The sequence below is a fragment of the Variovorax sp. 278MFTsu5.1 genome, from assembly GCF_048305045.1.
Lineage (GTDB): Bacteria > Pseudomonadota > Gammaproteobacteria > Burkholderiales > Burkholderiaceae_C > Variovorax > Variovorax guangxiensis.
Genome location: NZ_CP157622.1, coordinates 2,011,555 through 2,034,789, shown reverse-complemented (window position 1 = coordinate 2,034,789; position 23,235 = coordinate 2,011,555). Strand labels below are relative to the sequence as shown.

General features: G+C 67.8%; 23 protein-coding genes. 19 read left to right on the top strand and 4 right to left on the bottom strand.

Going from position 1 to position 23,235, the window contains the following annotated elements; genetic code table 11:
• The first annotated feature begins 55 nt into the window (after window positions 1–55).
• The 19 genes from serC to mnhG all read left to right on the top strand — a co-directional run bounded on the left by serC (window position 56) and on the right by mnhG (window position 19,230).
• Window positions 56–1,123 carry a 3-phosphoserine/phosphohydroxythreonine transaminase gene (serC, locus tag ABL844_RS09100; RefSeq protein ID WP_418131892.1) on the top strand — a complete coding sequence of 356 codons (1,068 nt, stop codon included), beginning with the start codon at window positions 56–58 and terminating at the stop codon, window positions 1,121–1,123.
• 24 nt (window positions 1,124–1,147) lie between these two features.
• A complete protein-coding gene (gene pheA / locus ABL844_RS09095; protein WP_126022918.1) occupies window positions 1,148–2,272 on the top strand; it encodes a prephenate dehydratase in 1,125 nt (374 codons plus the stop codon).
• A 26-nt stretch (window positions 2,273–2,298) separates the two neighbouring features.
• Window positions 2,299–3,189 carry a prephenate dehydrogenase gene (locus ABL844_RS09090; RefSeq protein WP_126022917.1) on the top strand — a complete coding sequence of 297 codons (891 nt, stop codon included), beginning with the start codon at window positions 2,299–2,301 and terminating at the stop codon, window positions 3,187–3,189.
• Window position 3,190: 1 nt separating this feature from the next.
• On the top strand, window positions 3,191–5,203 hold the full coding sequence (locus ABL844_RS09085) for a bifunctional 3-phosphoshikimate 1-carboxyvinyltransferase/cytidylate kinase (protein ID WP_418131042.1): 2,013 nt from the start codon (window positions 3,191–3,193) through the stop codon (window positions 5,201–5,203).
• A gap of 229 nt (window positions 5,204–5,432) precedes the next feature.
• Window positions 5,433–7,121 carry a 30S ribosomal protein S1 gene (gene rpsA / locus ABL844_RS09080; RefSeq protein ID WP_019654767.1) on the top strand — a complete coding sequence of 563 codons (1,689 nt, stop codon included), beginning with the start codon at window positions 5,433–5,435 and terminating at the stop codon, window positions 7,119–7,121.
• A 78-nt stretch (window positions 7,122–7,199) separates the two neighbouring features.
• A complete protein-coding gene (locus tag ABL844_RS09075; RefSeq protein ID WP_126022915.1) occupies window positions 7,200–7,526 on the top strand; it encodes an integration host factor subunit beta in 327 nt (108 codons plus the stop codon).
• 57 nt (window positions 7,527–7,583) lie between these two features.
• Complete coding sequence (locus ABL844_RS09070; protein ID WP_418131041.1) at window positions 7,584–7,937, top strand: LapA family protein; 354 nt, start codon at window positions 7,584–7,586, stop codon at window positions 7,935–7,937.
• Window positions 7,927–9,096, top strand: coding sequence for a lipopolysaccharide assembly protein LapB (gene lapB, locus ABL844_RS09065; RefSeq protein WP_418131040.1), 1,170 nt, complete (start codon window positions 7,927–7,929; stop codon window positions 9,094–9,096). Before ABL844_RS09070 ends, lapB begins: the two co-directional genes overlap by 11 nt.
• Window positions 9,097–9,233: 137 nt before the next feature.
• Entirely contained in the window at window positions 9,234–9,557 is a 324-nt protein-coding gene (locus ABL844_RS09060; RefSeq protein WP_126022912.1) for a ComEA family DNA-binding protein, read from the top strand.
• Between the two features lie 154 nt (window positions 9,558–9,711).
• Window positions 9,712–10,680: a TRAP transporter substrate-binding protein gene (locus tag ABL844_RS09055; protein ID WP_184635791.1), complete on the top strand. Its 969-nt coding sequence runs from the start codon at window positions 9,712–9,714 to the stop codon at window positions 10,678–10,680.
• Between the two features lie 3 nt (window positions 10,681–10,683).
• Window positions 10,684–11,217, top strand: coding sequence for a TRAP transporter small permease (locus tag ABL844_RS09050; RefSeq protein WP_418125103.1), 534 nt, complete (start codon window positions 10,684–10,686; stop codon window positions 11,215–11,217).
• Window positions 11,218–11,242: 25 nt separating this feature from the next.
• Window positions 11,243–12,556, top strand: coding sequence for a TRAP transporter large permease (locus ABL844_RS09045; protein WP_418131039.1), 1,314 nt, complete (start codon window positions 11,243–11,245; stop codon window positions 12,554–12,556).
• A gap of 40 nt (window positions 12,557–12,596) precedes the next feature.
• Window positions 12,597–12,974, top strand: coding sequence for a fluoride efflux transporter CrcB (gene crcB, locus ABL844_RS09040; protein ID WP_418131038.1), 378 nt, complete (start codon window positions 12,597–12,599; stop codon window positions 12,972–12,974).
• A gap of 87 nt (window positions 12,975–13,061) precedes the next feature.
• Window positions 13,062–16,010, top strand: coding sequence for a monovalent cation/H+ antiporter subunit A (locus tag ABL844_RS09035; protein ID WP_418131037.1), 2,949 nt, complete (start codon window positions 13,062–13,064; stop codon window positions 16,008–16,010).
• Window positions 16,010–16,360: a Na+/H+ antiporter subunit C gene (locus tag ABL844_RS09030; protein ID WP_093236787.1), complete on the top strand. Its 351-nt coding sequence runs from the start codon at window positions 16,010–16,012 to the stop codon at window positions 16,358–16,360. The genes ABL844_RS09035 and ABL844_RS09030 overlap by 1 nt, the downstream gene beginning before the upstream one ends.
• A 41-nt stretch (window positions 16,361–16,401) precedes the next feature.
• On the top strand, window positions 16,402–18,087 hold the full coding sequence (locus ABL844_RS09025) for a monovalent cation/H+ antiporter subunit D (protein ID WP_418131891.1): 1,686 nt from the start codon (window positions 16,402–16,404) through the stop codon (window positions 18,085–18,087).
• Window positions 18,084–18,575, top strand: coding sequence for a Na+/H+ antiporter subunit E (locus ABL844_RS09020; RefSeq protein ID WP_184635779.1), 492 nt, complete (start codon window positions 18,084–18,086; stop codon window positions 18,573–18,575). Before ABL844_RS09025 ends, ABL844_RS09020 begins: the two co-directional genes overlap by 4 nt.
• A complete protein-coding gene (locus tag ABL844_RS09015; protein WP_019654754.1) occupies window positions 18,572–18,850 on the top strand; it encodes a K+/H+ antiporter subunit F in 279 nt (92 codons plus the stop codon). Before ABL844_RS09020 ends, ABL844_RS09015 begins: the two co-directional genes overlap by 4 nt.
• The gene (gene mnhG, locus ABL844_RS09010) at window positions 18,847–19,230 is read left to right on the top strand and encodes a monovalent cation/H(+) antiporter subunit G (protein WP_126022904.1); all 384 of its coding nucleotides are present in this window, start codon (window positions 18,847–18,849) and stop codon (window positions 19,228–19,230) included. Before ABL844_RS09015 ends, mnhG begins: the two co-directional genes overlap by 4 nt.
• A gap of 22 nt (window positions 19,231–19,252) precedes the next feature.
• Here mnhG and ABL844_RS09005 read toward each other — a convergent pair whose 3' ends face one another.
• The 4 genes from ABL844_RS09005 to ABL844_RS08990 are packed head-to-tail and all read right to left on the bottom strand — an operon-like array spanning window position 19,253 to window position 23,110.
• Window positions 19,253–20,275 carry an XdhC family protein gene (locus ABL844_RS09005; protein ID WP_418131036.1) on the bottom strand — a complete coding sequence of 341 codons (1,023 nt, stop codon included), beginning with the start codon at window positions 20,273–20,275 and terminating at the stop codon, window positions 19,253–19,255.
• Between the two features lie 17 nt (window positions 20,276–20,292).
• The gene (locus ABL844_RS09000; RefSeq protein WP_369659049.1) at window positions 20,293–20,958 is read right to left on the bottom strand and encodes a CoxG family protein; all 666 of its coding nucleotides are present in this window, start codon (window positions 20,956–20,958) and stop codon (window positions 20,293–20,295) included.
• Window positions 20,959–20,991: 33 nt separating this feature from the next.
• A complete protein-coding gene (locus tag ABL844_RS08995) occupies window positions 20,992–22,212 on the bottom strand; it encodes a vWA domain-containing protein (protein ID WP_418131035.1) in 1,221 nt (406 codons plus the stop codon).
• 7 nt (window positions 22,213–22,219) lie between these two features.
• The gene (locus tag ABL844_RS08990; RefSeq protein ID WP_126022900.1) at window positions 22,220–23,110 is read right to left on the bottom strand and encodes an AAA family ATPase; all 891 of its coding nucleotides are present in this window, start codon (window positions 23,108–23,110) and stop codon (window positions 22,220–22,222) included.
• Window positions 23,111–23,235 lie beyond the last annotated feature (125 nt).

The following is a 23,235-nucleotide window of genomic DNA, read 5'->3' as shown; positions in this document are numbered from 1 at the left end:
GCAGCAGACGCCGGCCGGCAAGCGCCCCTACAACTTCTCGGCCGGTCCGGCTGCCATGCCGGAGGCGGTGCTGCAGCGCGCCGCCGCCGAAATGCTCGACTGGCAGGGCAGCGGCATGAGCGTGATGGAGATGAGCCATCGCGGCAAGGAGTTCGGCTCGATCTGTACGCAGGCCGAAGCCGACCTCCGCGCGCTGCTGGCGATTCCCTCGAACTTCCACATCCTGTTCATGCAGGGCGGCGGGCTGGGCGAGAACGCGATCGTTCCGCTGAACCTGTCGCGCGGTAAGGCCACCGACTTCGTCATCACCGGCAGCTGGAGCACCAAGTCGCACAAGGAGGCTCAGCGCTACTGCGACGCGCGCGTGGTCGCCAGCAATGCCGACAACCAGCACACGAAGCTGCCCGATCCCGCGACCTGGCAGCTCTCCAAGGATGCCTCGTACGTGCACGTGTGCTCGAACGAGACCATCAACGGCATCGAATTCCAGCAGCTGCCCGACCTGGCCGCGCTCGGCAGCAGCGCGCCGCTGGTCATCGATTTCTCCTCGCACGTCGCCTCGCGCAGTGTCGACTGGAGCCGCGTGGGCCTGGCCTTCGGCGGCGCCCAGAAGAACCTCGGGCCCGCCGGGCTGACCATCGTGGTCGTGCGCGACGACCTGCTGGGCCATGCACTCGAGATCTGCCCGAGCGCCTTCAACTACAAGACCGTGGCCGACAACCAGTCCATGTACAACACCCCGCCGACCTGGGGCATCTACATGGCGGGGCTCACGTTCAAGTGGCTGCTGGAGCAGACCGAGGGCGAGTACACCGGTGTCGCCGCCATGGAGCAGCGCAACATCGCCAAGGCGAAGCTGCTGTACGACTTCATCGACGGCTCCGACTTCTACGCCAATCGCATCGACCCGGGCTGCCGTTCGCGCATGAACGTGCCCTTCTTCCTGGCCGACGAAAGCCGCAACGAGGCCTTCCTGGCCGGCGCGCGCGAAGCCGGGCTGCTGCAGCTGAAGGGGCACAAGTCAGTCGGGGGCATGCGCGCGAGCATTTACAACGCCATGCCGCTGGCAGGGGTGCAGGCTCTGGTGGCCTACATGCGAGAATTCGAGCGATCGCATGCCTAGGCGCATGCCCAGCCGCTCGCACCGATGACCGCCTCCGCACCCACCCCACCCTCCTCTTCTCCCGACAATTCCGAAAGCCTGGCCGATCTGCGCGTGCAGATCGACTCGCTCGACCAGCGCCTGCTGAGCCTGCTCAACGAGCGGGCCCACGTGGCCGAGCTGGTCGGCGAGGTCAAGAAGCGCGAGGGCACGCCGTACTTCCGCCCCGACCGCGTGGCGCAGGTCATCGACAAGATGCAGAAGAGCAATGGCGGCCCGCTCAAGGACATCCACGTGGCCGCCATCTGGCGCGAGATCATGTCGGCCTGCCTGGCGCTCGAATCGCCGCAGCGCGTGGCCGTGCTGGGCCCCGAAGGCACCTTCTGCGAACAGGCCGCCATCGAGTACTTCGGGGGCGCCGCAGATCTGATCTACTGCGCCAGCTTCGACGAGGTGTTCCACGCCACCGCCGCGGGCAGCGCCCAGTACGGCGTGGTCGGCGTCGAGAACTCGACCGAGGGCGTAGTCACCCGCTCGCTCGACCTGTTCCTGCATTCGCCCACGCACGTCGTCGGCGAGGTCAGCCTGCTGATTCGCCACCATCTGCTGCGCAGCAGCAACTCGCTCGAAGGCGTGGAGGCGGTGCTGGCCCATCCGCAGGCGCTGGCGCAGTGCCAGACCTGGCTTTCCAAGCATCTGCCCAACGCCGAGCGCCGCGCCGTGTCGAGCAACGCCGAGGGCGCGCGTCTGGCGGCCACCAATCCCAAGTGGGCCGCGCTGGCCGGCGAACGCGCCTCCACGCGCTTCGGCCTGCACATCGTGGCGCACGCGATCCAGGACGACTCGTACAACCGCACTCGCTTCTCGGTGATCTGCCTGCCGCAGACGCTGGCGATGCCGCCGGCCTCGGGCCGCGACTGCACCAGCCTGATCGTCTCGGTGCCGAACCGGCCCGGCGCGGTGCACGACCTGCTTGTGCCGCTGAAGCTCAACAACGTCTCGATGACGCGCTTCGAGTCGCGCCCCGCGCGCACGGGCCAGTGGGAGTACTACTTCTACATCGACCTCGACGGCCACCCCTCGCAGCCCAACGTGGCCGCGGCGCTGGCCGAGCTGCGCGGCCTCTGCGCCTTCTACAAGGTGCTCGGCGCCTACCCCGTCAAGGCCTGAGCGGCAGGCGGACACACAGAGACAGCATGTTCGAACAACTGGGACTGATCGGCTGCGGCCTGATGGGCGGCTCCTTCGCGCTCGCTCTCAAGCGCGCGAAACTGGTGAAACGGGTGGTGGGCTACAGCAAGTCGCCCTCCACCACCGAGCGGGCGCGCCAGCTCGGCGTGATCGACGTGGCGGCGCCCTCGGCACTGCTTGCGGTGTCGGGTGCCGACATCGTGCTGCTGGCGGTGCCGGTGGCTGCTTCCGAAGCCACCTTCAAGGCCATCCGCCATGGCATCTCGAGCGAAACGCTGGTGATGGACGTGGGTTCGACCAAGGGCGACGTGATCGAGGCTGCGCGCAACGGCCTGCAGCGCCAGTTCGCGAGCTTCGTGCCGGCGCACCCCATCGCCGGCAAGGAGCTTTCGGGCATCGAGCATGCCGAGGCATCGCTCTTCGCCGGCCGCCAGGTCGTGCTGACCCCGGTGAAGACCACGCTTCGCTCCAACGTGCAGCGGGCCACGCAGGTCTGGAGCGGCATCGGCGCCAACGTCGTCACGATGACGCACGAGGAGCACGACGGCGCCTTCGCCGCCGTGAGCCATCTGCCGCACCTGCTGGCCTTCGCGTACATCAACGGCCTGGCCGCGCAGCCGCAGGGCGAGCGCTTCCTGAGCCTCGCGGGGCCGGGGTTCCGCGATTTCTCGCGCATCGCCGCGAGCGATCCGGTCATGTGGCGCGACGTGCTGCTGGCCAACCGGGAGCATGTGCTCGAACAGTCGCGCGCCTTCCGCAAGGCCCTGGACGACTTCGAGGCGATGATGACCGCTAGCGATCTGCAGGGGCTGGAGCTGTCGATCGCCGCCGCCAGCAAGACCCGGGCGGCCTGGAAGCCGGCCACCGACACCTCGTCGCAGCAGCAGGACAACTGAGATGTTCTCGACGGCTTTCCTCGACCTCCCTCCCCTCGCGGGCGCGGCCGGCACGGTCCGGCTGCCGGGTTCCAAGAGCATTTCGAACCGCGTGCTGCTGCTGGCGGCACTCGCCAGCGGCACCACCACCATCCACGACCTGCTGGATTCCGACGACACCCGCGTGATGCTCGACGCGCTGCGCGCCCTGGGCTGCGGCGTCGATCCGGCCGGCAGTACGCTGCGCATCACCGGCCTCGGCGGACAGCTGAAGCCCAGCGAGGCGCTGCTGCCCCTTTTCCTCGGCAATGCCGGCACGGCGATGCGCCCGCTGACGGCCGCGCTGTCGCTGCTGGGCGGCGAATTCGAACTCAGCGGCGTTCCGCGCATGCACGAGCGCCCCATCGGCGACCTCGTCGACGCGCTGACGCAGCTCGGCTGCCGCATCGACTACCTCGGCAACCCCGGCTATCCGCCGCTGCGCATCCATCCGGTGCCGCACGGCGACCTGGCGCTCGACGCTCCGATCCGCGTGCGCGGCGACGTGTCGAGCCAGTTCCTCACCGCCCTGCTGCTGGGACTGCCGCTGGCCGCGGCCAACGACATCGTGATCGAGGTGGTCGGCGAGCTGATCTCCAAACCGTACATCGAGATCACGCTGAACCTGCTGGCGCGCTTCGGCATCCAGGTCCATCGCGACGGCTGGGAGCGCTTCACCATCCCGGCCGGCAGCCGTTACAGCTCGCCGGGCGAGATCCACGTGGAGGCGGATGCCTCGTCCGCCAGCTACTTCATCGCGCTTGGCGCCATCGCCACCGGCGCTTCCGGCAAGGACGGCATCCGCATCGAAGGCGTGGGCGCCGATTCGATCCAGGGCGACATCCGCTTCATCGACGCCGCCCGCCAGATGGGCGCGCTGGTCGACAGCGGGCCGAACTGGCTCGAGATCCGTCGCGGCGCCTGGCCGCTCAAGGCCATCGACATCGACGCCAACCACATTCCGGACGCCGCGATGACACTGGCCGTGATGGCGCTCTACGCCGACGGCCCGACCACGCTGCGCAACATCGCGAGCTGGCGCGTGAAGGAAACCGACCGCATCGACGCCATGGCCAACGAGCTGCGCAAGCTCGGCGCCACGGTCGAGGCGGGGCCCGATTTCATCCGGGTGCATCCGCTGGCGCAGGCCGGCTGGCTCCCGGCGAGCATCCGCACCTACGACGATCACCGGGTGGCCATGTGCTTCTCGCTGGCGGCGTTCAATCCGGCGGGCGTGCCGGTGCGCATCCTCGATCCGCACTGCGTCGCCAAGACCTTTCCCGACTACTTCGAGACGCTGTTCTCCGTGGCCGAGGCCGCCGAGGTGCCGGTGATCTGCATCGACGGCCCGACCGCCTCCGGCAAGGGCACGCTGGCCGCCGAGGTGGCGCGCCTGCTTGGCTACCACTACCTCGATTCGGGCTCGCTCTACCGGGTGACAGGCCTCGCGGTGCGCCGCGCCGGCCTGAGCGCCGACGCAGAGCACGAGGCCGAAGTTGCGGCCCTGGCCGCCGCCCTGCCCCTGCAGTTCACCGAAGGCAAGGTGCTTCTGGATGGCGAGGACGTGAGCGACGAGATCCGCACCGAAGCCGCCGGCATGGACGCATCCCGCGTCTCCGCGCTGCCGGCCGTGCGCGAGGCGCTGCTGGCCCTGCAGCAGCGTTTCCGCCAGCTGCCGGGCCTGGTGGCCGACGGCCGCGACATGGGCACGGTGATCTTCCCCGACGCCGCGCTCAAGGTCTTCCTGACCGCCAGCGCCGCCCAGCGCGCCGAACGGCGGCATAAGCAGTTGATTTCAAAGGGAATTTCGACTACACTCGACAGTCTTCGCTCCGACTTGGAGGCTCGTGACGCAAGGGATTCGTCCCGCAGCGTCGCCCCCCTGAAGCCGGCGCAGGACGCCCGCCACCTCGACAACTCGCAGTTGTCCATCGAGCAATCGATCGACACGGTGTTGGACTGGTGGCAGCAGATTCAGCCGTTCAAGCACGCTTGATCGGCCGGAAGTCACAGCCTTTCAGGTCCGCTTGAAAAGCTGGCGCCCGACGGAATATCCGTAGGCGCATACCGCTCCAGCAGGCTCCTTCCGCGCGACAGCGCACCGGCCTGTTGGTTGTTCAACCAACCGGGCTCACGCCCACCCAACCGCCGTCTACAGACCCACAGCAGCCGCACGCAATTTCGCAAGAGCGCCTGCCAACCCTGCCTGACGGAAGGAAACATAAATGTCTGAATCTTTTGCCGATCTGTTCGAAGAGTCCCTGAAGCGTTCCGAAATGCGCACGGGCGAGGTCATCACCGCCGAAGTCGTTCGCGTGGAACACAACCATGTCGTCGTCAACGCCGGCCTGAAGTCCGAAGCGTACGTGCCGATCGAAGAGTTCAAGAACGACAAGGGCGAACTCGAAGTGCAGGCCGGCGACTTCGTTTCCGTTGCCATCGGCAGCGTTGAAAACGGCTACGGCGACACCATCCTCTCGCGCGACACCGCCAAGCGTCTGGCTTCGTGGCTGGCCCTCGAGAAGGCGCTGGAATCGGGCGACTTCGTCACCGGCACCACCAGCGGCAAGGTCAAGGGCGGCCTGACCGTCCTGGTCAACGGCATCCGCGCATTCCTGCCGGGCTCGCTGATCGACACGCGTCCGATCAAGGACCTGACCCCCTACGAGAACAAGACCCTCGAATTCAAGGTCATCAAGCTGGACCGCAAGCGCAACAACGTCGTGCTGTCGCGCCGCGCCGTGGTCGAAGCCAGCATGGGCGAAGAACGCGCCAAGCTGATGGAAACGCTGAAGGAAGGCGCAGTGGTGCGCGGCGTGGTCAAGAACATCACCGAATACGGTGCGTTCGTTGACCTCGGCGGCATCGACGGCCTGCTGCACATCACCGACATGGCATGGCGTCGCGTGCGCCACCCGAGCGAAGTCGTTCAGGCCGGCCAGGAAATCACCGCCAAGATCCTCAAGTTCGACACCGAGAAGAACCGCGTGTCGCTGGGTCTGAAGCAGATGGGCGACGACCCGTGGATGGGCGTTTCGCGCCGCTACCCGCAAGGCACCCGCCTGTTCGGCAAGGTCACGAACATCGCCGACTACGGCGCGTTCGTCGAGCTCGAGCCCGGCATCGAAGGCCTGGTGCACGTCTCCGAAATGGACTGGACCAACAAGAACATCGCTCCGAACAAGATCGTCTCGCTGGGCGACGAAGTCGAAGTCATGGTCCTGGAAATCGACGAAGACAAGCGCCGCATCAGCCTGGGCATGAAGCAATGCAAGGCCAACCCGTGGCAGGAATTCGCGCAGAACACCAAGCGCGGCGACCGCGTCAAGGGCCCGATCAAGTCGATCACCGACTTCGGCGTGTTCGTGGGTCTGGCTGCCGGCATCGACGGCCTGGTTCACCTCTCGGACCTCTCGTGGAACGAAGCCGGCGAAACCGCCGTTCGCAACTACAAGAAGGGCCAGGAAGTCGAAGCGATCGTGCTGGCTGTCGACGTCGACCGCGAGCGCATCTCGCTGGGCATCAAGCAGCTCGACAGCGACCCGTTCACCACCTTCACCACGGTGAACGACAAGGGCCAGATCGTGACCGGCAAGGTCAAGACGGTCGACGCCCGCGGCGCTGAGATCGACCTCGGCGAAGACATCGTCGGCTACCTGCGTGCTTCGGAAATCTCGCGCGACCGCGTCGAAGATGCCCGCAACGTGCTGAAGGAAGGCGACGAAGTCACGGCCATCGTCGTGAACGTGGACCGCAAGACCCGCAACATCCAGCTGTCGATCAAGCAGAAGGACATGGTCGACGAGCAAGGCGCCATGGCCAGCCTGAGCCAGCAGTCGGCACGCGAGAACGCGGGCACGACCAGCCTGGGCGCACTGCTGCGCGCCAAGCTGGACAACAACGACAGCAAGTAAGCTGAGCCGGAAGACAGAGCAGGCCCTGGGGCCGCTCTGTCTTTTTTTTCGCCCACGTTTTTCGTTTATGTTTGGCCTATGACACGCTCGGACCTCGTCGAAGAACTCGCAGCCCGCTTTGCACAGCTCACGCACCGCGACGCCGAATACGCCGTCAAGACCATCCTCGACGCCATGAGCGACGCGCTGGTACGCGGCCACCGCATCGAGATCCGCGGCTTCGGCAGCTTCTCGGTCAACCGGCGCCCGCCGCGCATCGGCCGCAACCCGCGCTCGGGCGAGAGCGTGCAGATCCCCGAGAAGCGGGTGCCGCACTTCAAGCCCGGCAAGGCGCTGCGCGAAGCCGTCGACGCAAAGACGGCCGAACTCGACGCGGGCAAGGAAGCCAAGAGCCGAAAGGCCTGACGCGCGGACCATCGGAATGCCTGCAAACGTAGAATGCTCCCGGCAACGGGAACGGCTATGAAATACCTCCTGTGGCTGCTCAAGGCAGCCATTTTTTTTACGCTCTTCGCCTTCGCGCTGAACAACCAGCACGACGCGACCGTCTACTTCTTCTTCGGTACCTACTGGCGCGCGCCGCTGGTGCTGGTCGTGCTCGCGGCCTTCGCGGGCGGCCTCGTGGTGGGCGCGCTGGGCATGCTGCCAGGCTGGTGGAAGCACCGGGTCGCAGCGGCCCAGGCGCCGTCCGCAGGCGAAGCCGTCCAGCCATCCTCGACACCGGCCACCGTTGCAACGACCGCAGCCATGGCAACGGCTGCCGCTCCGGCCATCGCCACCACCGACCTTCCCGCCGCACGTCAACATGGACTTTGATCCCAGCTGGCTGCTGATCAGCCTGCCCGTCGCCTTCGTGCTGGGCTGGCTCGCATCGCGCTTCGACATCCGGCAACTCAAGCTCGAGAACCGCCAGGCCCCCAAGGCCTACTTCCGTGGCCTCAACTTCCTGCTCAACGAGCAGCAGGACCAGGCCATCGACGCCTTCATCGAGGCGGTGCAGAACGACCCCGACACCCAGGAACTGCACTTCGCGCTCGGCAACCTGTTCCGCCGCCGCGGCGAGTACCAGCGCGCGGTGCGCGTGCACGAGCACCTGCTGGGCCGCGGCGACCTGAGCCGCAGCGACCGCGAACGCGCGCAGCACGCGCTCGCGCAGGACTTCCTTCGCGCCGGCCTGCTCGACCGCGCAGAGGCTGCGCTGCAGAAGCTCGAGGGCACGCGCTACGAGAACGAGGCCCGGCTCGCGCTGCTGGCCATCTACGAACGCTCGCGCGAATGGGCCCAGGCAGCCGATGTGGCGCAGAAGCTCGACGAGTCCGACCAGGCCAGCTACAGCACGCGCCGCGCGCATCACCTCTGCGAGCAGGCGATCGAGCGCGTGGCAGCAGGCGACCTGCCCGGCGCCGGAAAGCTGCTGGCGCAGGCCGTCGAACTGGCACCGCAGGCACCGCGCCCGGCCATCGACACCGCCAACCTGCAACTGCGCAAGGGCGAGGCGAACGCGGCCTTCGACACGCTCGTGGTCCTTAGCGACACTGCGCCACTGGCGCTGCCGCTCTATGCCGCCACGCTGCAGCAAGCCGCCATGGCCGCGCACCGCGAAGCCGACGCGCTCGAACTGCTGCAGCGTCGCTATGTCGAGTCGCCCTCCATCGACGTGCTCGAAGCGCTGATGGCGCTCGGCGGCAAGCCGAGCGCCACCGCCGAAGAACCGAACCCTACGCCGCGCGACGGCTATATCGCGCACCTCGCGCAGCAGCCCTCGCTGGTGGCGGCCTCGCGCTGGCTCGCGGGCGAACGCTTCGAGCACGAGCAGTTCCATCCACAGGTGCAGCGCGCGCTCGACCAGGCCACGCGGCCGCTCATGCGCTACCGCTGCGCGGCCTGCGGCTTCGAGGCGCACCAGTACTTCTGGCACTGCCCCGGCTGCCAGGCATGGGACAGCTATCCGCCGCGCCGCGTCGAAGAACTCTGATCACGTTTCTGAACAATGGTCACATGGAGGCTCGTCGAGCCTTCATGCGTCAACGCCCTCTTCACATACCTCGTTGAGCGCGGGCCGACGATTCCGTCGGCTGTCATTCATCAACGAATAGAGGGAGTTCTCAAATCATGTTCAAGAAGATCCTGGCCACCACCGCCATGCTGTTCGCGATCGCCGCGTCCGCGGCCGTCGATGTCAACAAGGGCACCGAAGCCGATCTCGACGGCATCAAGGGCGTCGGCCCGTCGATGTCCAAGCGCATCCTCGAGGCGCGCAAGGAGGGCGAATTCAAGGACTGGCCCGACTTCATGCAGCGTGTGAAGGGCGTGAAGGAGAAGAAGGCGGCCAAGCTGTCGGCCGACGGTCTCACGGTCAACGGCAAGAGCTTCGGCGATGCGGCACCCGCCGCATCGAAGGATGCGAAGGCTCCGGCCAAGGCCGCCAAGCCCTGATTCCGCTTCGGTAGCAATATGCAAAGCCGCCTACGGGCGGCTTTTTCATGGGTGCCATGGCAAGGAGATGGCAGGGAAATGCCTCAGGAAGTGGTCCGGAATTTGCACGTAAGCTCCCTTTCGTTTTGCTTTCAACATATTCCGGAGAGAGTCAATGAATCACAAGTTCGGCATTGCCCTCGCGGGCCTCACCCTCGGCGCCGCGGCCTTCGCTCAGACCAAGTGGGACCTGCCCACGGCCTACCCGGCCACCAACTACCACACGGAAAACATCACGCAGTTCGCAAAGGACGTGGACGCGGCCACCGGCGGCAAGGTGAAGATCACGGTGCATGCCAACGCTTCGCTGTTCAAGGCGCCCGAAATCAAGCGCGCGGTGCAGAGCGGCCAGGCGCAGGCCGGCGAGATCCTGCTGGCCAACTTCGCCAACGAGAACCCGATCTACGCGCTCGACGGCGTGCCCTTCCTCGCCACCACCTACCCCGAGGCCCGCAAGCTCTACGACGCATCGAAGCCCGCCATGGAGAAGCTGCTCTCGGCCCAGGGCATCAAGGTGCTGTTCGTGGTGCCGTGGGCGCCGCAGGGCATCTACACCAAGAAGGAGATCGGCTCGGTGGCCGACCTGCGCGGCATCAAGTGGCGCGCCTACAGCCCCGCCACTGCCAAGATCGCCGAGCTCATCGGCGCCCAGCCGGTGCAGATCCAGCAGGCCGAGCTCAGTGCAGCCATGGCCACCGGCGTGATCGAGAGCTACATGAGTTCGGGCTCCACCGGCTACGACACCAAGACCTACGAGCACATCAAGAACTTCTACGACACGCAGGCCTGGATCCCCAAGAACGCGATCCTGGTGAACGCCAAGGCCTACGACGCGCTCGACGCCGCTACCAAGGCCGCCGTCGCAAAGGCCGCGGCCGATGCCGAAGCCCGCGGCTGGAAGGTGGCGCAGGAGAAGAACGAGGAATACAAGCGCCTGCTCGCCGAGCGCGGCATGAAGATCCACAAGCCTTCGCCCAAGCTCGACGCCGACATGCGCCAGGTCGGCGGCATCATGCAGGCCGACTGGCTGAAGGTGGCGGGCGCCGATGGCGCCGCGATCGTCGACGCCTACAAGAAAAAGTAGACCATGCGGCGCTTTCTAGACCGCCTGTACGACGGTGCAGGCGCGCTCGGCGCGCTCTGCGTGTTCCTGATCTTCGTGCTGATGATCCTGGCCGGCGTGGGCCGGCAGATGAACTGGCACGTGAGCGGGCTCAACGACGTGGTGGCCTGGCTGTGCGCCGCCGCCGCGTTCTTCGCGATGGCGCACGCCTTCCGCCACGGCGACTTCGTGCGCGTGACGCTGCTGCTCGAAGCGGTGTCGCCGAAGCTGCGGCGGGTGCTCGACGTGAGCTGCCTGCTGGTGGCCGCGGTGTCGGTGGCCTATCTCACCTACTGGGCCACCAGCTTCACCTACGAAAGCTACGAGTTCGCCGAGATGGCGACCGGCCTCGTGGTCATTCCGATCTGGATTCCGCAGTCGACCTTCGTGATCGGCTGCTGGCTGCTGCTGATCGCCATGATCGACGAACTGGTCGGCGTGGTGCGCGGCGACAAGCCCAGCTACCAGCGCGCCATCGAGGAGCGCCACGCGGCGGGCGACTTCTCCTCCGACGTCTGAACAACAACAGCAACAAAGACACCCGATGTTCGAAAACCTCTGGATGGGCGCGCTTCTGCTCGCGATCATGCTGCTGCTCCTGGCCGGCGGCGTGTGGATCGCGATGACACTGGCCATCGTCGGCTGGGTCGGCCAGGCCTTCTTCACCAACACGCTGCCAGGCAAGAACCTGTTCTCTGCCTTCTGGGAGAGCAACGCGAGTTGGGAGCTTGCGGCGCTGCCGCTCTTCATCTGGATGGGCGAGATCCTGTTTCGCACCAAGCTCAGCGAGGAGATGTTCGAGGGCCTTCGCCCCTGGCTCAACCGGGTGCCCGGCCGGCTGATGCACACCACCATCCTCGGATGCGGCGTGTTCGGCTCTGTCTCGGGCTCGTCTGCCGCCACCTGCGCGACCATCGCCAAGGTTGCCCTGCCCGAGCTCAAGCGCCGCGGCTACAACGAGAAGCTGGCCATCGGCTCGCTCGCCACAGCCGGCACGCTGGGCATCCTGATCCCGCCGTCGATCACCATGGTGGTGTACGCAGTGGCGGCCGATGCATCGATCATCCGCATATTCCTGGCCGGCTTCCTGCCGGGCTTTCTTTTGATGCTGCTGTTCTCGGGCTACATCGGCTGGTGGAGCCTGCGCCACCCCGACCAAGTGCCGCCGGCCGACCCGCCGACCAGCTTCATGGAGAAGATCAGGCTGTCGGGCAACCTCATTCCCTGCGCGCTGCTGATCGTCTTCATCGTCTGGGTGCTGGTGGCCGGCTGGGCCACCGCGACCGAGTGCGCGGCCTTCGGCGTGCTGGGCTCGCTGGCCATCGCGGCCTGGGGCCGAAGCCTGACCTGGAAGAACTTCAAGGACGGCATCATGGGCGCCACGCGCACCAGCTGCATGATCATGTTCATCCTGGCCGGCGCTGCCTTCCTCACCAAGACCATGGCCTTCACCGGCATTCCGCGCGAGCTGGCGGAGTGGGTGGACAGCATGCACCTGTCGCCCTACGCGCTGATCGGCGCGCTGGTGCTGGTGTACCTGGTGCTGGGCACCGCGCTCGACGGCATCTCGATGATCGTGCTCACGAGCGCGGTGGTGCTGCCCATGATCCAGAAGGCGGGTTTCGACCTGGTCTGGTTCGGCATCTTCATCGTGCTGCTGGTCGAGATCGCCGAGGTCACGCCGCCGGTGGGCTTCAACCTCTTCGTGCTGCAGAACATGACCGGCAAGGACAGCAACGTGATCGCGAAGGCGGCGATCCCGTTCTTCTTCTGCCTGGTGCTGTGCATCGTGCTGATCACGCTGTTCCCGAGCATCGTGACGATCCTCCCGGACCTCGTGATGGGCCGCGAGAAGTAGCCTTGCCAGGCGCCCCGGGGGCGTGCGGATAATCGCTGCCATGCTGCTGAACGCCCTCGTCATCTGCCTCGCCGCCTGCATCGGCGCCCTCATGCGCTGGGGCTTCGCCCTCTGGCTCAACCCCGGCGGCGTGATTCCCTGGGGCACGCTGGCCGTCAACCTGATCGGCGGCTACCTCATCGGCTTGGCCATCGGCATCTTCAGCGGCCTGCCGGACATCAACCCCGCGTGGCGGCTGATGGTGATCACCGGCTTCCTCGGCACGCTCACCACCTTCTCCAGCTTCTCGGCCGAAGTGGTGGGCATGCTGACCACCGGCCGCCTCGGCCTCGCCGTGGGCACGATCGCGCTGCACCTGGGTGGCTCGTTGTTCATGACCTGGCTCGGGCTGCGCACGGTGCAGGCTTTCTCAGCCTGACGAGCATGAAAATCTCGCCAAAACTGCCTTATGTCTTGCGGTTATAGATAAGGCTTTCCATAGGTCCGGCCGATAGAATCGACCCCGATGCCCCTGGTCTTTCTCGTCGCCCTCCCCTTCATCGCCAGCGTGCTGGCCGCGTTGATGCCGTCCAATGCGCGCAACCGGGAGTCGACGCTGGCGGGGCTGGTCGCGCTGGGCTGCGCGATCCAGGCCGCATGGTTCTTCCCGCAGATCGCCAACGGCGGCGTGCTGCGCCAGCAGATCGAATGGCTGCCGGCACTGGGCCTGAACCTCGTGTTCCGCATGGACGGCTTCGCGTGGCTCTTCTGCATGCTGGTGCTGGGCATCGGCGCACTGGTGGTGCTGTACGCGCGCTACTACATGTCGGCCTCCGACCCGGTGCCGCGCTTCTTTTCGTTCTTCCTCGCGTTCATGGGCGCGATGATGGGCGTGGTGCTCTCGGGCAACCTGATCCAGATGGTGCTGTTCTGGGAGCTCACCAGCCTGTTCTCCTTCCTGCTGATCGGCTACTGGCACCACCGCCGCGACGCGCGACGCGGCGCGCGCATGGCGCTCACTGTCACCGGCGCGGGCGGGCTGTGCCTGCTGGCCGGCGTGCTGGTGCTGGGCCGCATCACCGGCAGCTACGAGCTCGACAAGGTGCTCGCCTCGGGTGATCTCATCCGCGCGCACTCGCTCTACCCCGTCGCGCTCACGCTGATATTGCTGGGCGCCTTCACCAAGAGCGCGCAGTTCCCCTTCCACTTCTGGCTGCCGCGCGCCATGGCCGCGCCCACGCCGGTGTCGGCCTACCTTCACTCGGCCACCATGGTGAAGCTGGGCGTGTTCCTGATGGCGCGGCTGTGGCCCGTGCTCTCGGGCACCGAGCAGTGGTTCTGGATGGTCGGCGGCGCCGGCGCCATCACGCTGCTGCTCGGCGGCTTCATCGCGATGTTCCAGCGCGACCTGAAAGCGCTGCTGGCCTACTCCACCATCTCGCACCTCGGGCTCATCACGCTGCTGCTGGGGCTCAACAGCCCGCTCGCTGCCGTGGCGGCGGTCTTCCATGTGATGAACCACGCCACCTTCAAGGCGTCGCTCTTCATGGCGGCCGGCATCATCGACCACGAGACCGGCACGCGCGACATCCGCAAGCTCAGCGGCCTGATGCGGCTCATGCCCATCACCGGCACGCTGGCCATCATCGCCAGCGCCTCGATGGCCGGCGTGCCGCTGCTCAACGGCTTCCTCTCGAAGGAGATGTTCTTCGCGGAGACGGTGTTCATCCAGGCCACGCCCTGGGTCGACTTCAGCCTGCCGCTGATCGCCACCGTGGCGGGCATCTTCAGCGTGGCGTACTCGGCGCGCTTCGTGTTCGACGTGTTCTTCGGCCCGCCCTGCGGCGACGAGGTGCCCAGGCATCCGCACGAGCCGCCGCACTGGATGCGCGTGCCGGTCGAGCTGCTGGTGCTGGTGTGCCTGGTGGTGGGCGTTGCGCCGGCCTGGTCGGTCGGCCCGATGCTCGCGGCCGCGGCCGCGCCGGTGGTCGGCGGCACGCTGCCTGAGTACAGCCTGGCCGTGTGGCACGGCTTCAATCTTCCGCTGCTGATGAGCTTCGTGGCGCTGGCGGGCGGCGCCGCGCTGTACCTGCTGCATCGCCGCCAGCGCGCGCGCGGTGGCCTCGAACACACGCCGCTGCTGCACCGCTTCGACGGCCAGGCCATCTTCGAGCACATCATCGCGCTGCTGAGCGAGGCCGGCCGGCGCAGCCGCCGCCTCTTCGGCACCAGGCGCATGCAGTGGCAGTTGCTGCTGCTGGTGGTGGTGGCTGTGGCTGGCGCGACCGCCTCCCTGCAGCTCACGCCCGCCGCGCCCGGCACGCGCGAGCTGCTGCCTTTCTCGCCGATGTTCGCGATGACATGGCTCATCGGCGGCACCTGCGCGGTCGCCGCCGCCTGGCAGGCCAAGTTCCACCGGCTGGCGGCGCTGATGCTGGCCGCGGGAGCGGGGCTGGTCTCGTGCGTCACCTACATCTGGTTCTCGGCGCCCGACCTCGCGCTGACGCAACTGGTGGTCGAGGCCGTGACCACGGTGCTGATCCTGCTGGGCCTGCGCTGGCTGCCGATGCGCAGCAAGGACGTGGTGCAGCCCGCGCGCGCACGGCTCAAACCGTGGGGCCGGCGCGGGCGCGACCTGCTGATCGCGGCCATCGCCGGCAGCGGCATGGCCGCGCTGGCCTGGGCCATGATGACGCGCACCTTCCCGCAGAGCATTTCGCCCTTCTTCCTAGAACGCGCGCTCACCGAGGGCGGCGGCACCAACGTGGTCAACGTGATGCTGGTCGACTTCCGCGGCTTCGACACCTTCGGCGAGATCACCGTGCTGGGCATCGTCGCGCTCACGGTGTATGCGCTGCTGCGGCGCTTCCGCCCGGCGATCGAATCGATGGCGCTGCCGATCCAGCAGCGGCTGCAGGCCGACGACGGCAGCAGCGACCTGCTGAACCCGCGCCGCGCCAAGGACACCGCCGTCGGCTACCTGATGGTGCCGGCCGTGCTGGTGCGCCTGCTGCTGCCGGTCTCGGTGCTGGTGTCGGTCTACTTCTTCATGCGCGGCCACAACGCGCCGGGCGGCGGCTTCGTCGCGGGGCTGGTGATGTCGGTGGCGCTGGTGCTGCAGTTCATCGTCTCGGGCACCGAGTGGGTGGAAGAGCACCTGCGCATCTACCCGCGCCGCTGGATCGCCATCGGCCTGCTGCTGGCGCTGGCCACGGGTGCCGGGGCGGTGTTCTTCGGCTACCCTTTCCTCACCACGCACACTGCGCACCTGCACCTGCCGCTGCTGGGCGAAGTGCACGTGCCCAGCGCCCTCTTCTTCGACACCGGCGTGTTCGCGCTGGTGCTCGGCGCCACCATGCTGATCCTGACCGCGCTGGCCCACCAGTCGATACGAAGCCACCGCTGGGCCGACGAGCAAAAAGAAAAAGAGGCCGAGGCGACCTCCGCCGCCACCTCCGAGGGAGGAGCCGGCTGATGGAAATCGTGCTCGCACTCGCCATCGGCGTGCTCACCGGCTCGGGCGTCTACATGCTGCTGCGCCCGCGCACCTTCCAGGTCATCATGGGCCTGACGCTGATCTCTTACGCGGTCAACCTGTTCATCTTCAGCATGGGCCGGCTCAAGGTCGACAGCGAGCCGGTGCTCATCAAGGGCCTGACCGCCACGCTGGCCAACACGGCCGACCCGATGCCGCAGGCGCTGGTGCTCACCGCCATCGTGATCGGCTTCGCGATGACGGCGCTCTTCCTCGTCGTGATGCTCGCCTCGCGCGGCCTCACCGGCACCGACCACGTGGACGGTGAAGAACGGCAGGAGGCGGAGTGAAAGAGGTTTTCCACCTGCTCGACGAACTGCTGGAGTTCAGCATGCCGCACCTGGTGGCGGTGCCGATCCTCGTGCCCATGCTCACGGCCGCGCTCATGCTGCTGCTGGGCGAGAACCGCCGGCGCGCCAAGTCGGCGCTGAGCGTGGTCTCGGGCCTGGTCGGCCTGCTGGCCGCGCTGGCGCTGCTGCGCTGGGTGAACGCGCCCGACACCGGCGGCGGCCCCGGCTCCATCGGCGTCTACCTGCCGGGCAACTGGCGCGCGCCCTTCGGCATCGTGCTGGTGGCCGACCGGCTCTCGACCATGATGGTGGCGCTCACTGGCGTGATCGCCTTCGCCGCGTCGATCTACTCCACCTCGCGCTGGGACCGCGCGGGCGTGCACTTCCATCCGCTGCTGCAGCTGCAGCTCATGGGCCTGAACGGTGCCTTCCTCACGGGCGACCTGTTCAACCTGTTCGTGTTCTTCGAGGTGATGCTCGCGGCCTCCTACGGCCTGCTGCTGCACGGCTCGGGGCGGCTGCGGGTGCAGGCGGGGCTGCACTACATCGCAATCAACCTCGCGGCCTCTTCGCTGTTCCTGATCGGCGCGGCCATCCTCTACGGCGTGACCGGCACGCTCAACATGGCCGACCTGGGGCTGCGCATCGCCGAGCTCTCGCCGGGCGACCGCGGGCTGGTGCACGCGGCCACGGCCATTCTCTTCACCGCCTTCTTCGCCAAGGCGGGCGCCTGGCCCCTGAACTTCTGGCTGGTGCCGGCCTACAGCGCCGCGGTGTCGCCAGTGGGCGCGGTGTTCGCGCTGCTCACCAAGCTCGGCGTGTACACCGTGCTGCGCCTCTGGACGGTGCTCTTCGCGCCCGATACCGGCGCCTCGGCCGCCTTCGGCCAGCCGGTGCTGGTGGGCGCGGGCATCGCCACGCTTTTCGTGGCGGCCCTGGGCATCCTCGGCACGCAGCGGCTGTCCAACCTCGCGGGCTTCAGCGTGCTGATGTCGGCCGGCACGCTGCTCGCCGCGGTGGGCCTGGGGCAGCCGGCCGTGTGGGCCGGCGCGCTCTTCTACCTGCTGAGCTCCACGCTCGCGGTGAGCGCCTTCTTCCTGCTGACCGACATGATCGAGCGCTGGCGCAACGCGGGCATGAGCGTGGCGCCGCACGAGGTCGCGGGCACCGCGCCCTTCCTGGCCGAAGACCTGAGCGCGCTGAGCGACGTGAACCTCGACGACGACGCGCAGGCGCTCTACGGCCGCGCCATACCGGCGGGCGTTGCCTTCCTCGGCCTGAGCTTCATGATCTGCACGCTGCTGCTCACCGGCCTGCCGCCGCTGTCAGGCTTCGTCGGCAAGTTCGCGATGCTCTCAGGACTCATGGGTGGCAGCGGCGCCATCGGCACCGCCGGCTGGACCTTCCTGGTGCTGCTGATCGCCTCGGGCTTCCTCGCGCTGATCGCGCTGAGCCGCACCGGCATCCGCCATTTCTGGACCCAGCCGCACGGCAACCTGCCATCGCTGCCCGCGCTCGAAGTGCTGCCGGTGGCCGGCCTCATCGTCGCTTGCATCGCGCTCACGGTCTGGGCCGAGCCGGTGCTGCGCCACGCGCAGGCCACCGCCGAGGGCCTGCGCACGCCCACGGCCTATCGCGCGGCGGTGATGGAGGCGCGGCAGGTGCCGAACCCGGCGCCCGCCGCAAAGACCGAAGCAAATGCCGAAGGAAAGGCAGGCGCGCAATGAAGCGCCTGATCCCCTCCCCGCCGCTGTCGCTCGCACTGTTCGTCATCTGGCTGCTGCTCAACCAGTCGCTCGAGGCGAGCACCCTGCTGTCGGGCGTGCTGCTTGCCATCGCCGTGCCGCTGCTGACCAAGGGCCTGCGGCCGGCCACGGTGCGCATGCGCCGGCCGGGGGTGGCGCTGCGGCTGTGCGGCGTCGTGCTCTACGACATGTCGGTGTCGGTGTTCGCGGTGGCGCGTGCGCTGCTCACGCGCCGCAGCGAGAACATCCAGGCAAGCTTCCTGCGCATACCGCTGGACATGCGCGACCCCAACGGCCTCGCTGTGCTCTCGATGATCATGTGCCTGACGCCCGGCACCGCCTGGGGCGAGGTGGCCTTCGACCGCAGCACCCTGCTTATCCACGTGTTCGACCTCGACGACGAAGCCGCCTTCATCGCGCAGATCAAGAGCCGCTACGAACGTCCGCTGATGGAGATCTTCGAATCATGACGCCCATCCTTTTCTGGTCGCTCAAGTTCGCGCTGTTCCTGCTGGCGGTGGCGATGCTGTGCGCCGTCGCGCGCCTGCTGATCGGCCCTTCCGCGCAAGACCGCGTGATGGCGCTGGACTGCCTCTACATCAACGGCATGCTGATGATGCTCGTGCTGGGCATCGTCTACGCGAGCGACGTCTACTTCGCCGCCGCGATGCTGATCGCGCTCTTCGGCTTCGTCAGCTCCACGGCGATGGCCAAGTTCCTGCTGCGCGGGGAGGTGATCGAATGAACGACTTCATCGCGGGTCCGCTGCCGCTTTGGGCCGAGATCGTCACCGCGGTCTTCGCGGTGCTGGGCGCTGCCTTCGCCGCGATCGGCTCCTTCGGGCTGGTGCGCCTGCCCACTTTCTTCCGCCGCATCCACGCGCCCACGCTGGGCGCCACCGGCGGCGTGTGGTCGATGACGGTCGCCACCATCGTCTACTTCTCGGCGCAGGGCCACAGCCTCTTCATGCACGCGGTGCTCATCGTGCTGTTCGTGGCGCTCACCACGCCGGTCACCACCATCTTCCTGATGCGCGCCGCGCTGTTCCGCGAGCGGCAGAAGCACGGCGAGGTGCCGCCGCCGGCGCCGTCGGACCAGGGGCCGATCCCGCCCTACCACGGCTGAGCGGCTGGCCGGGCCGGACGCCTCAGGTCGGCAGCAGCTGCTGCATCTCCTTGGCGCGCGCCACCTCGACCTCGCGCGGCAGCGTGACCGCGTTCTTCACCGCGAGGATCTCCGCCATCACGCTCACCGCGATCTCCGGCGGCGTCTTGCTGCCGATGTAGATGCCGATGGGCCCGCGCAGCCGCGCGAGCGATTCCTCGGTCTGGTCGAAGTGCTCGATCATGCGGTCGCGCCGGGCGTCGGCATTGCGCCGCGAGCCGATGGCGCCGACGTAGAAGGCCTCGCTTTGCAGCGCCTCCAGCAGCGCGAGGTCGTCGAGCTTCGGGTCGTGCGTGAGCGCGACCACGCAACTGCGGCGGTCGGGCCTGAAGGCGGTCACCGCGTCGTCGGGCATCTCGGTCGTGATGTGCACACCAGGCAGCGACCATGCGGTGCGGTACTCGGCGCGCGGATCGCACAAGGTCACCGCGAAGCCGCTGAACTTGGCCATGGTGGCGAGGTACTCGGCGAGCTGGCCGGCGCCGATCAGCAGCATGCGGTATTCGGGGCCGAAGGTGTTCGTCAGTTCGGTGTCGTTCACCGCGAGTTCGTCGGGCGCGGTCGCCTCGGCGATGCGCACCGCGCCGGTGGCGAGCGTCACGGTGCGCTGCATGAGCTTGCCCTGCTCCAGCTGCGCCACCAGCAGCTCGAGCGAGCCGGCGTCGGGAGCGTATTCGAGCAGCAGCTCCAGCGTGCCGCCGCAGGGCAGCCCGAAGCGGTGCGCCTCGTCGGCGGTGATGCCGTATTTCACGAGCGCGGGCGGCGCGCCCAATGGCACGTCCTCGGCCTTGCCGTGGGCATGGCTGTAGCGTGCGATGAGATCGTCCTCGATGCAGCCGCCGGAGACCGAGCCCACCACCGCGCCGTCTTCCGCCAGGGCCATGATCGAGCCCACCGGCCGGGGCGACGAGCCCCAGGTGCGCACCACTGTCGCCAGCAGCGCGCGCTTGCCGGCACGCCGCCAGTCGCGCAGCGTGCGAAGCACCATGACGTCGAGGTTTTCCATGTCGCTGCAGCCCGGGTTCAGGCCGCGTCGCCGCCGGGTGCGGAGGGCGCGTCCTTGTCGTCCTTCTTGCCGAGGCCGATCTTCTTCATCAGGCCGGACATCATCCCGCTCTTCTCGGCAGGCGCCTCGGTGCCTTCAGCGGCGGCCGCCGGGGGAGGACCGTAGCGGCTCTGCATCTCGGCTTCGAAGCGCTTGAAGAAATCGTCGGCTGTGGACTTGGCAGCGCCATCGATCAGGCGCTGGCCCAGTTGGGCGATCTTGCCGCCGACCTGGGCCTGCACGGTGTAGTCGAGTTCGCAGCCTGCGGACGCGGCGGCTGGTGGAGTTGCCGCACCGGCCTCGTGCGCGGTGGCATCACCCGCAGGGGAGGCCGCCGCTTCGGTGGCGAGCGGCTTGAGCGTGACGCTCGAAGATCCCTTCGCGAAGCCGGCCACGCCGCCCTGCCCCTCGAAGGTGAGCTTGTAGCCGTCGGGCGCCACGATGTCGGACAGCAGCACCTTGCCGTTGAACTTGGCCGAGACCGGGCCGATCTTGACCGCGAGCGCGACGCTGTACTGGTTGTCGCCCACCAACTCGAACTTGTCGCAGCCGGGGATGCACTTCTTCAGCGTTTCGGGGTCGTTGAGCGCGTCCCAGGCCTGTTGTTGGGTGACGCCCAGGCGTCGGTTTCCGAGCATTTCCATGGTGGGTTTCCTTTGTCTTCCTTCCCGGCGCCGCTAGCGGCCGGACCGCATCAGGGCGGCCAGGCTCGCTGCGAGCTGTTCGAGTGCGCTGAGATTGTGAACCGCCAGCATCGCGTCCGCTTGCCGGTGCAATACGGCGGCCCCACGCGCCAGAGGGGCGTAGCCCTCGAAGCGCAGCAGCGGGTTGAGCCACAGCAGGCGGCGCGAATGGCGCTTGAGCCACAGCACCTCATGCTCCAGAACGGAGGGCTCGCCGGTGTCCAGGCCGTCGCTGATCACCAGCACCAGCGTGCGGCGGCCGGTCAGCCGGCGGGCGTGGGCGTGGCGCAGCTCGGCCAGCGAGGCGCCGAAGCGCGTGCCGCCTGCGAAATCGTCGATGGCGAGGCTGGCGGCGCCCAGCATCGCGTCGGTGTCGGCCAGCCGGAAGGCCGGCGTCAGGTCGGTCAGCCGGGTGCCGAAGGCAAACACGTCGCGGCGGCCGGCACGCCGCGTTGCGGCATGCAGAAAGGCAAGCAGCAGGCGCGCATAGCGCTCCATCGAGCCCGAGACGTCGACCAGCACCAGCAGCGGCAACGGCTGCTCGCGCCGGGCCAGCCGTGGCAGGCGCAGGATCTCGCCGCCCGTGCGCGCCGCCTCGTGCAAGACGCCCGGCCAGTGCATGCGCGCATGCTGGCGGCCCGCATCGCCGGCAGGCCGCAGGCGGCGCGACGGCAACTCGGGAATGGGCAGGCGGATGTCGCGCGCGAGCCGCTCCACCAGCCGGTATTCGGCGGCGCCGAGCGCGTTGAAGTCGGCATGCTGCAGGCGCTGCCGGTCGCTGGACGTCATGGCGGCATCGAATTCGATCTCGCGATCGGGCCTGGCCGGCTCCACAGGCTTGGCGAGTGCGCGCGGCGCACTGAGGGCTTCGCGCACGCGCGGGCGCCGCTTCGACGGCTCGGCCTTGCCTTCGGCGCTCGGCAGCATCTGGGCGAGCAGCTTGTTGGCCAGCTCCGGGTCGCGGAACCATGCGTCGAAGAGTTCGCGGAACACCATGCGGTCCTGCTCGCGGCTGACCATCACCGCCTCCATGGCCGCGCTCAGGTCGAGCTTGTCTTCGACGCCCACCAGCGTGGCGGCCTCTGCCGCCAGCGCAATGCGCATGGCGTCGGTGCGAACACCCGCCCGGCGCAGCGCCCGGCCGAAGGCGGCGATGTTGCCCGCGAGCTTGCCGCTGCGGACGTCGCCGAGTTGCTGGACGCCGGTGCTGGCCATCGGTCGATCACGCCTCGGGCTTGAGCAGGTCCGACGCCAGCTCCTGCGTCAGCGCGGCCACGTCGTCGCGCTGCTTGAAGAGGATGCCGGCGGTGTCGACCACCACTTCGGGATCGAGCTCCACCGTGTCGAGCGCGATCAGCGCCCTCGCCCATTCGACGCTCTCGGCGATGCCCGGCGCGCGCTGGAAGGCATTGGCGAAGGGCGTCTCGCGCAGCCGTGCGACGAAGGCCGCCACCTGGGCCGACAGCTTCTCGCCAGCTTGCGGCACCTGCGCGCGCACGATGGCCAGTTCGCGTTCGCGCTCGGGGTAGTCGAGCCAGTGGTAGAGGCAGCGGCGCTTGACCGCGTCGTTGAGCTCGCGCGTGCGATTGCTTGTGAGGATGGTGACGGGCGGCACCACCGCGCGCACGGTGCCCAGCTCGGGAATGCTGACCTGGTACTCGCCCAGATACTCAAGCAGGAAGGCCTCGAAAGGCTCGTCGGCGCGGTCTACCTCGTCGATCAACAGCACGGCGCCGGGCAGCGGCGTCTGCAGCGCCTGCAGCAGCGGGCGGCGAATCAGGTAGTGCGGCTGGTAGACCTCGGCTTCCACGTCACGGGCCGCGCCAGTGGCCTCGGCCGCGCGCATGTGCAGCAGCTGCGCCGCGTAGTTCCATTCGTAGAGCGCCTCGCGCTGCTCCAGGCCGTCGTAGCACTGCAGGCGCAGCAGTTCGCGGCCCAGCGCGACCGACAGCGCCTTCGCCAGCTCGGTCTTGCCGACGCCGGGCTCGCCTTCGAGCAGCAGCGGACGCTGCAGCTTGAGCGCAAGGAACACGGCCGTGGCCAGGCGCCGGTCGGCGAAGTAGCCGGCCTCCATGAGTCCGGCGGAGAGGGTGTCGATGCTGGGGAAGATCATGGCCTAGGGTAATGCAGGGGCCGCTGCATTCGGGAGCGGACAGCCGAACGCAGAAGGAATACAAAAACCACGCAGAGGTCGCAGAAGAAGCCAGATTCGATCTTTTCTGGTCTTCTTTCGCGACT

Coding starts and splice junctions, on each gene's coding strand:
- serC (WP_418131892.1), top strand. CDS start 56: ATGCCGGAGGCGGTGCTGCAGCGCGCCGCCGCCGAAATGCTCGACTGG.
- pheA (WP_126022918.1), top strand. CDS start 1,148: ATGACCGCCTCCGCACCCACCCCACCCTCCTCTTCTCCCGACAATTCC.
- ABL844_RS09090 (WP_126022917.1), top strand. CDS start 2,299: ATGTTCGAACAACTGGGACTGATCGGCTGCGGCCTGATGGGCGGCTCC.
- ABL844_RS09085 (WP_418131042.1), top strand. CDS start 3,191: ATGTTCTCGACGGCTTTCCTCGACCTCCCTCCCCTCGCGGGCGCGGCC.
- rpsA (WP_019654767.1), top strand. CDS start 5,433: ATGTCTGAATCTTTTGCCGATCTGTTCGAAGAGTCCCTGAAGCGTTCC.
- ABL844_RS09075 (WP_126022915.1), top strand. CDS start 7,200: ATGACACGCTCGGACCTCGTCGAAGAACTCGCAGCCCGCTTTGCACAG.
- ABL844_RS09070 (WP_418131041.1), top strand. CDS start 7,584: ATGAAATACCTCCTGTGGCTGCTCAAGGCAGCCATTTTTTTTACGCTC.
- lapB (WP_418131040.1), top strand. CDS start 7,927: ATGGACTTTGATCCCAGCTGGCTGCTGATCAGCCTGCCCGTCGCCTTC.
- ABL844_RS09060 (WP_126022912.1), top strand. CDS start 9,234: ATGTTCAAGAAGATCCTGGCCACCACCGCCATGCTGTTCGCGATCGCC.
- ABL844_RS09055 (WP_184635791.1), top strand. CDS start 9,712: ATGAATCACAAGTTCGGCATTGCCCTCGCGGGCCTCACCCTCGGCGCC.
- ABL844_RS09050 (WP_418125103.1), top strand. CDS start 10,684: ATGCGGCGCTTTCTAGACCGCCTGTACGACGGTGCAGGCGCGCTCGGC.
- ABL844_RS09045 (WP_418131039.1), top strand. CDS start 11,243: ATGTTCGAAAACCTCTGGATGGGCGCGCTTCTGCTCGCGATCATGCTG.
- crcB (WP_418131038.1), top strand. CDS start 12,597: ATGCTGCTGAACGCCCTCGTCATCTGCCTCGCCGCCTGCATCGGCGCC.
- ABL844_RS09035 (WP_418131037.1), top strand. CDS start 13,062: ATGCCCCTGGTCTTTCTCGTCGCCCTCCCCTTCATCGCCAGCGTGCTG.
- ABL844_RS09030 (WP_093236787.1), top strand. CDS start 16,010: ATGGAAATCGTGCTCGCACTCGCCATCGGCGTGCTCACCGGCTCGGGC.
- ABL844_RS09025 (WP_418131891.1), top strand. CDS start 16,402: ATGCCGCACCTGGTGGCGGTGCCGATCCTCGTGCCCATGCTCACGGCC.
- ABL844_RS09020 (WP_184635779.1), top strand. CDS start 18,084: ATGAAGCGCCTGATCCCCTCCCCGCCGCTGTCGCTCGCACTGTTCGTC.
- ABL844_RS09015 (WP_019654754.1), top strand. CDS start 18,572: ATGACGCCCATCCTTTTCTGGTCGCTCAAGTTCGCGCTGTTCCTGCTG.
- mnhG (WP_126022904.1), top strand. CDS start 18,847: ATGAACGACTTCATCGCGGGTCCGCTGCCGCTTTGGGCCGAGATCGTC.
- ABL844_RS09005 (WP_418131036.1), bottom strand. CDS start 20,275: ATGGAAAACCTCGACGTCATGGTGCTTCGCACGCTGCGCGACTGGCGG.
- ABL844_RS09000 (WP_369659049.1), bottom strand. CDS start 20,958: ATGGAAATGCTCGGAAACCGACGCCTGGGCGTCACCCAACAACAGGCC.
- ABL844_RS08995 (WP_418131035.1), bottom strand. CDS start 22,212: ATGGCCAGCACCGGCGTCCAGCAACTCGGCGACGTCCGCAGCGGCAAG.
- ABL844_RS08990 (WP_126022900.1), bottom strand. CDS start 23,110: ATGATCTTCCCCAGCATCGACACCCTCTCCGCCGGACTCATGGAGGCC.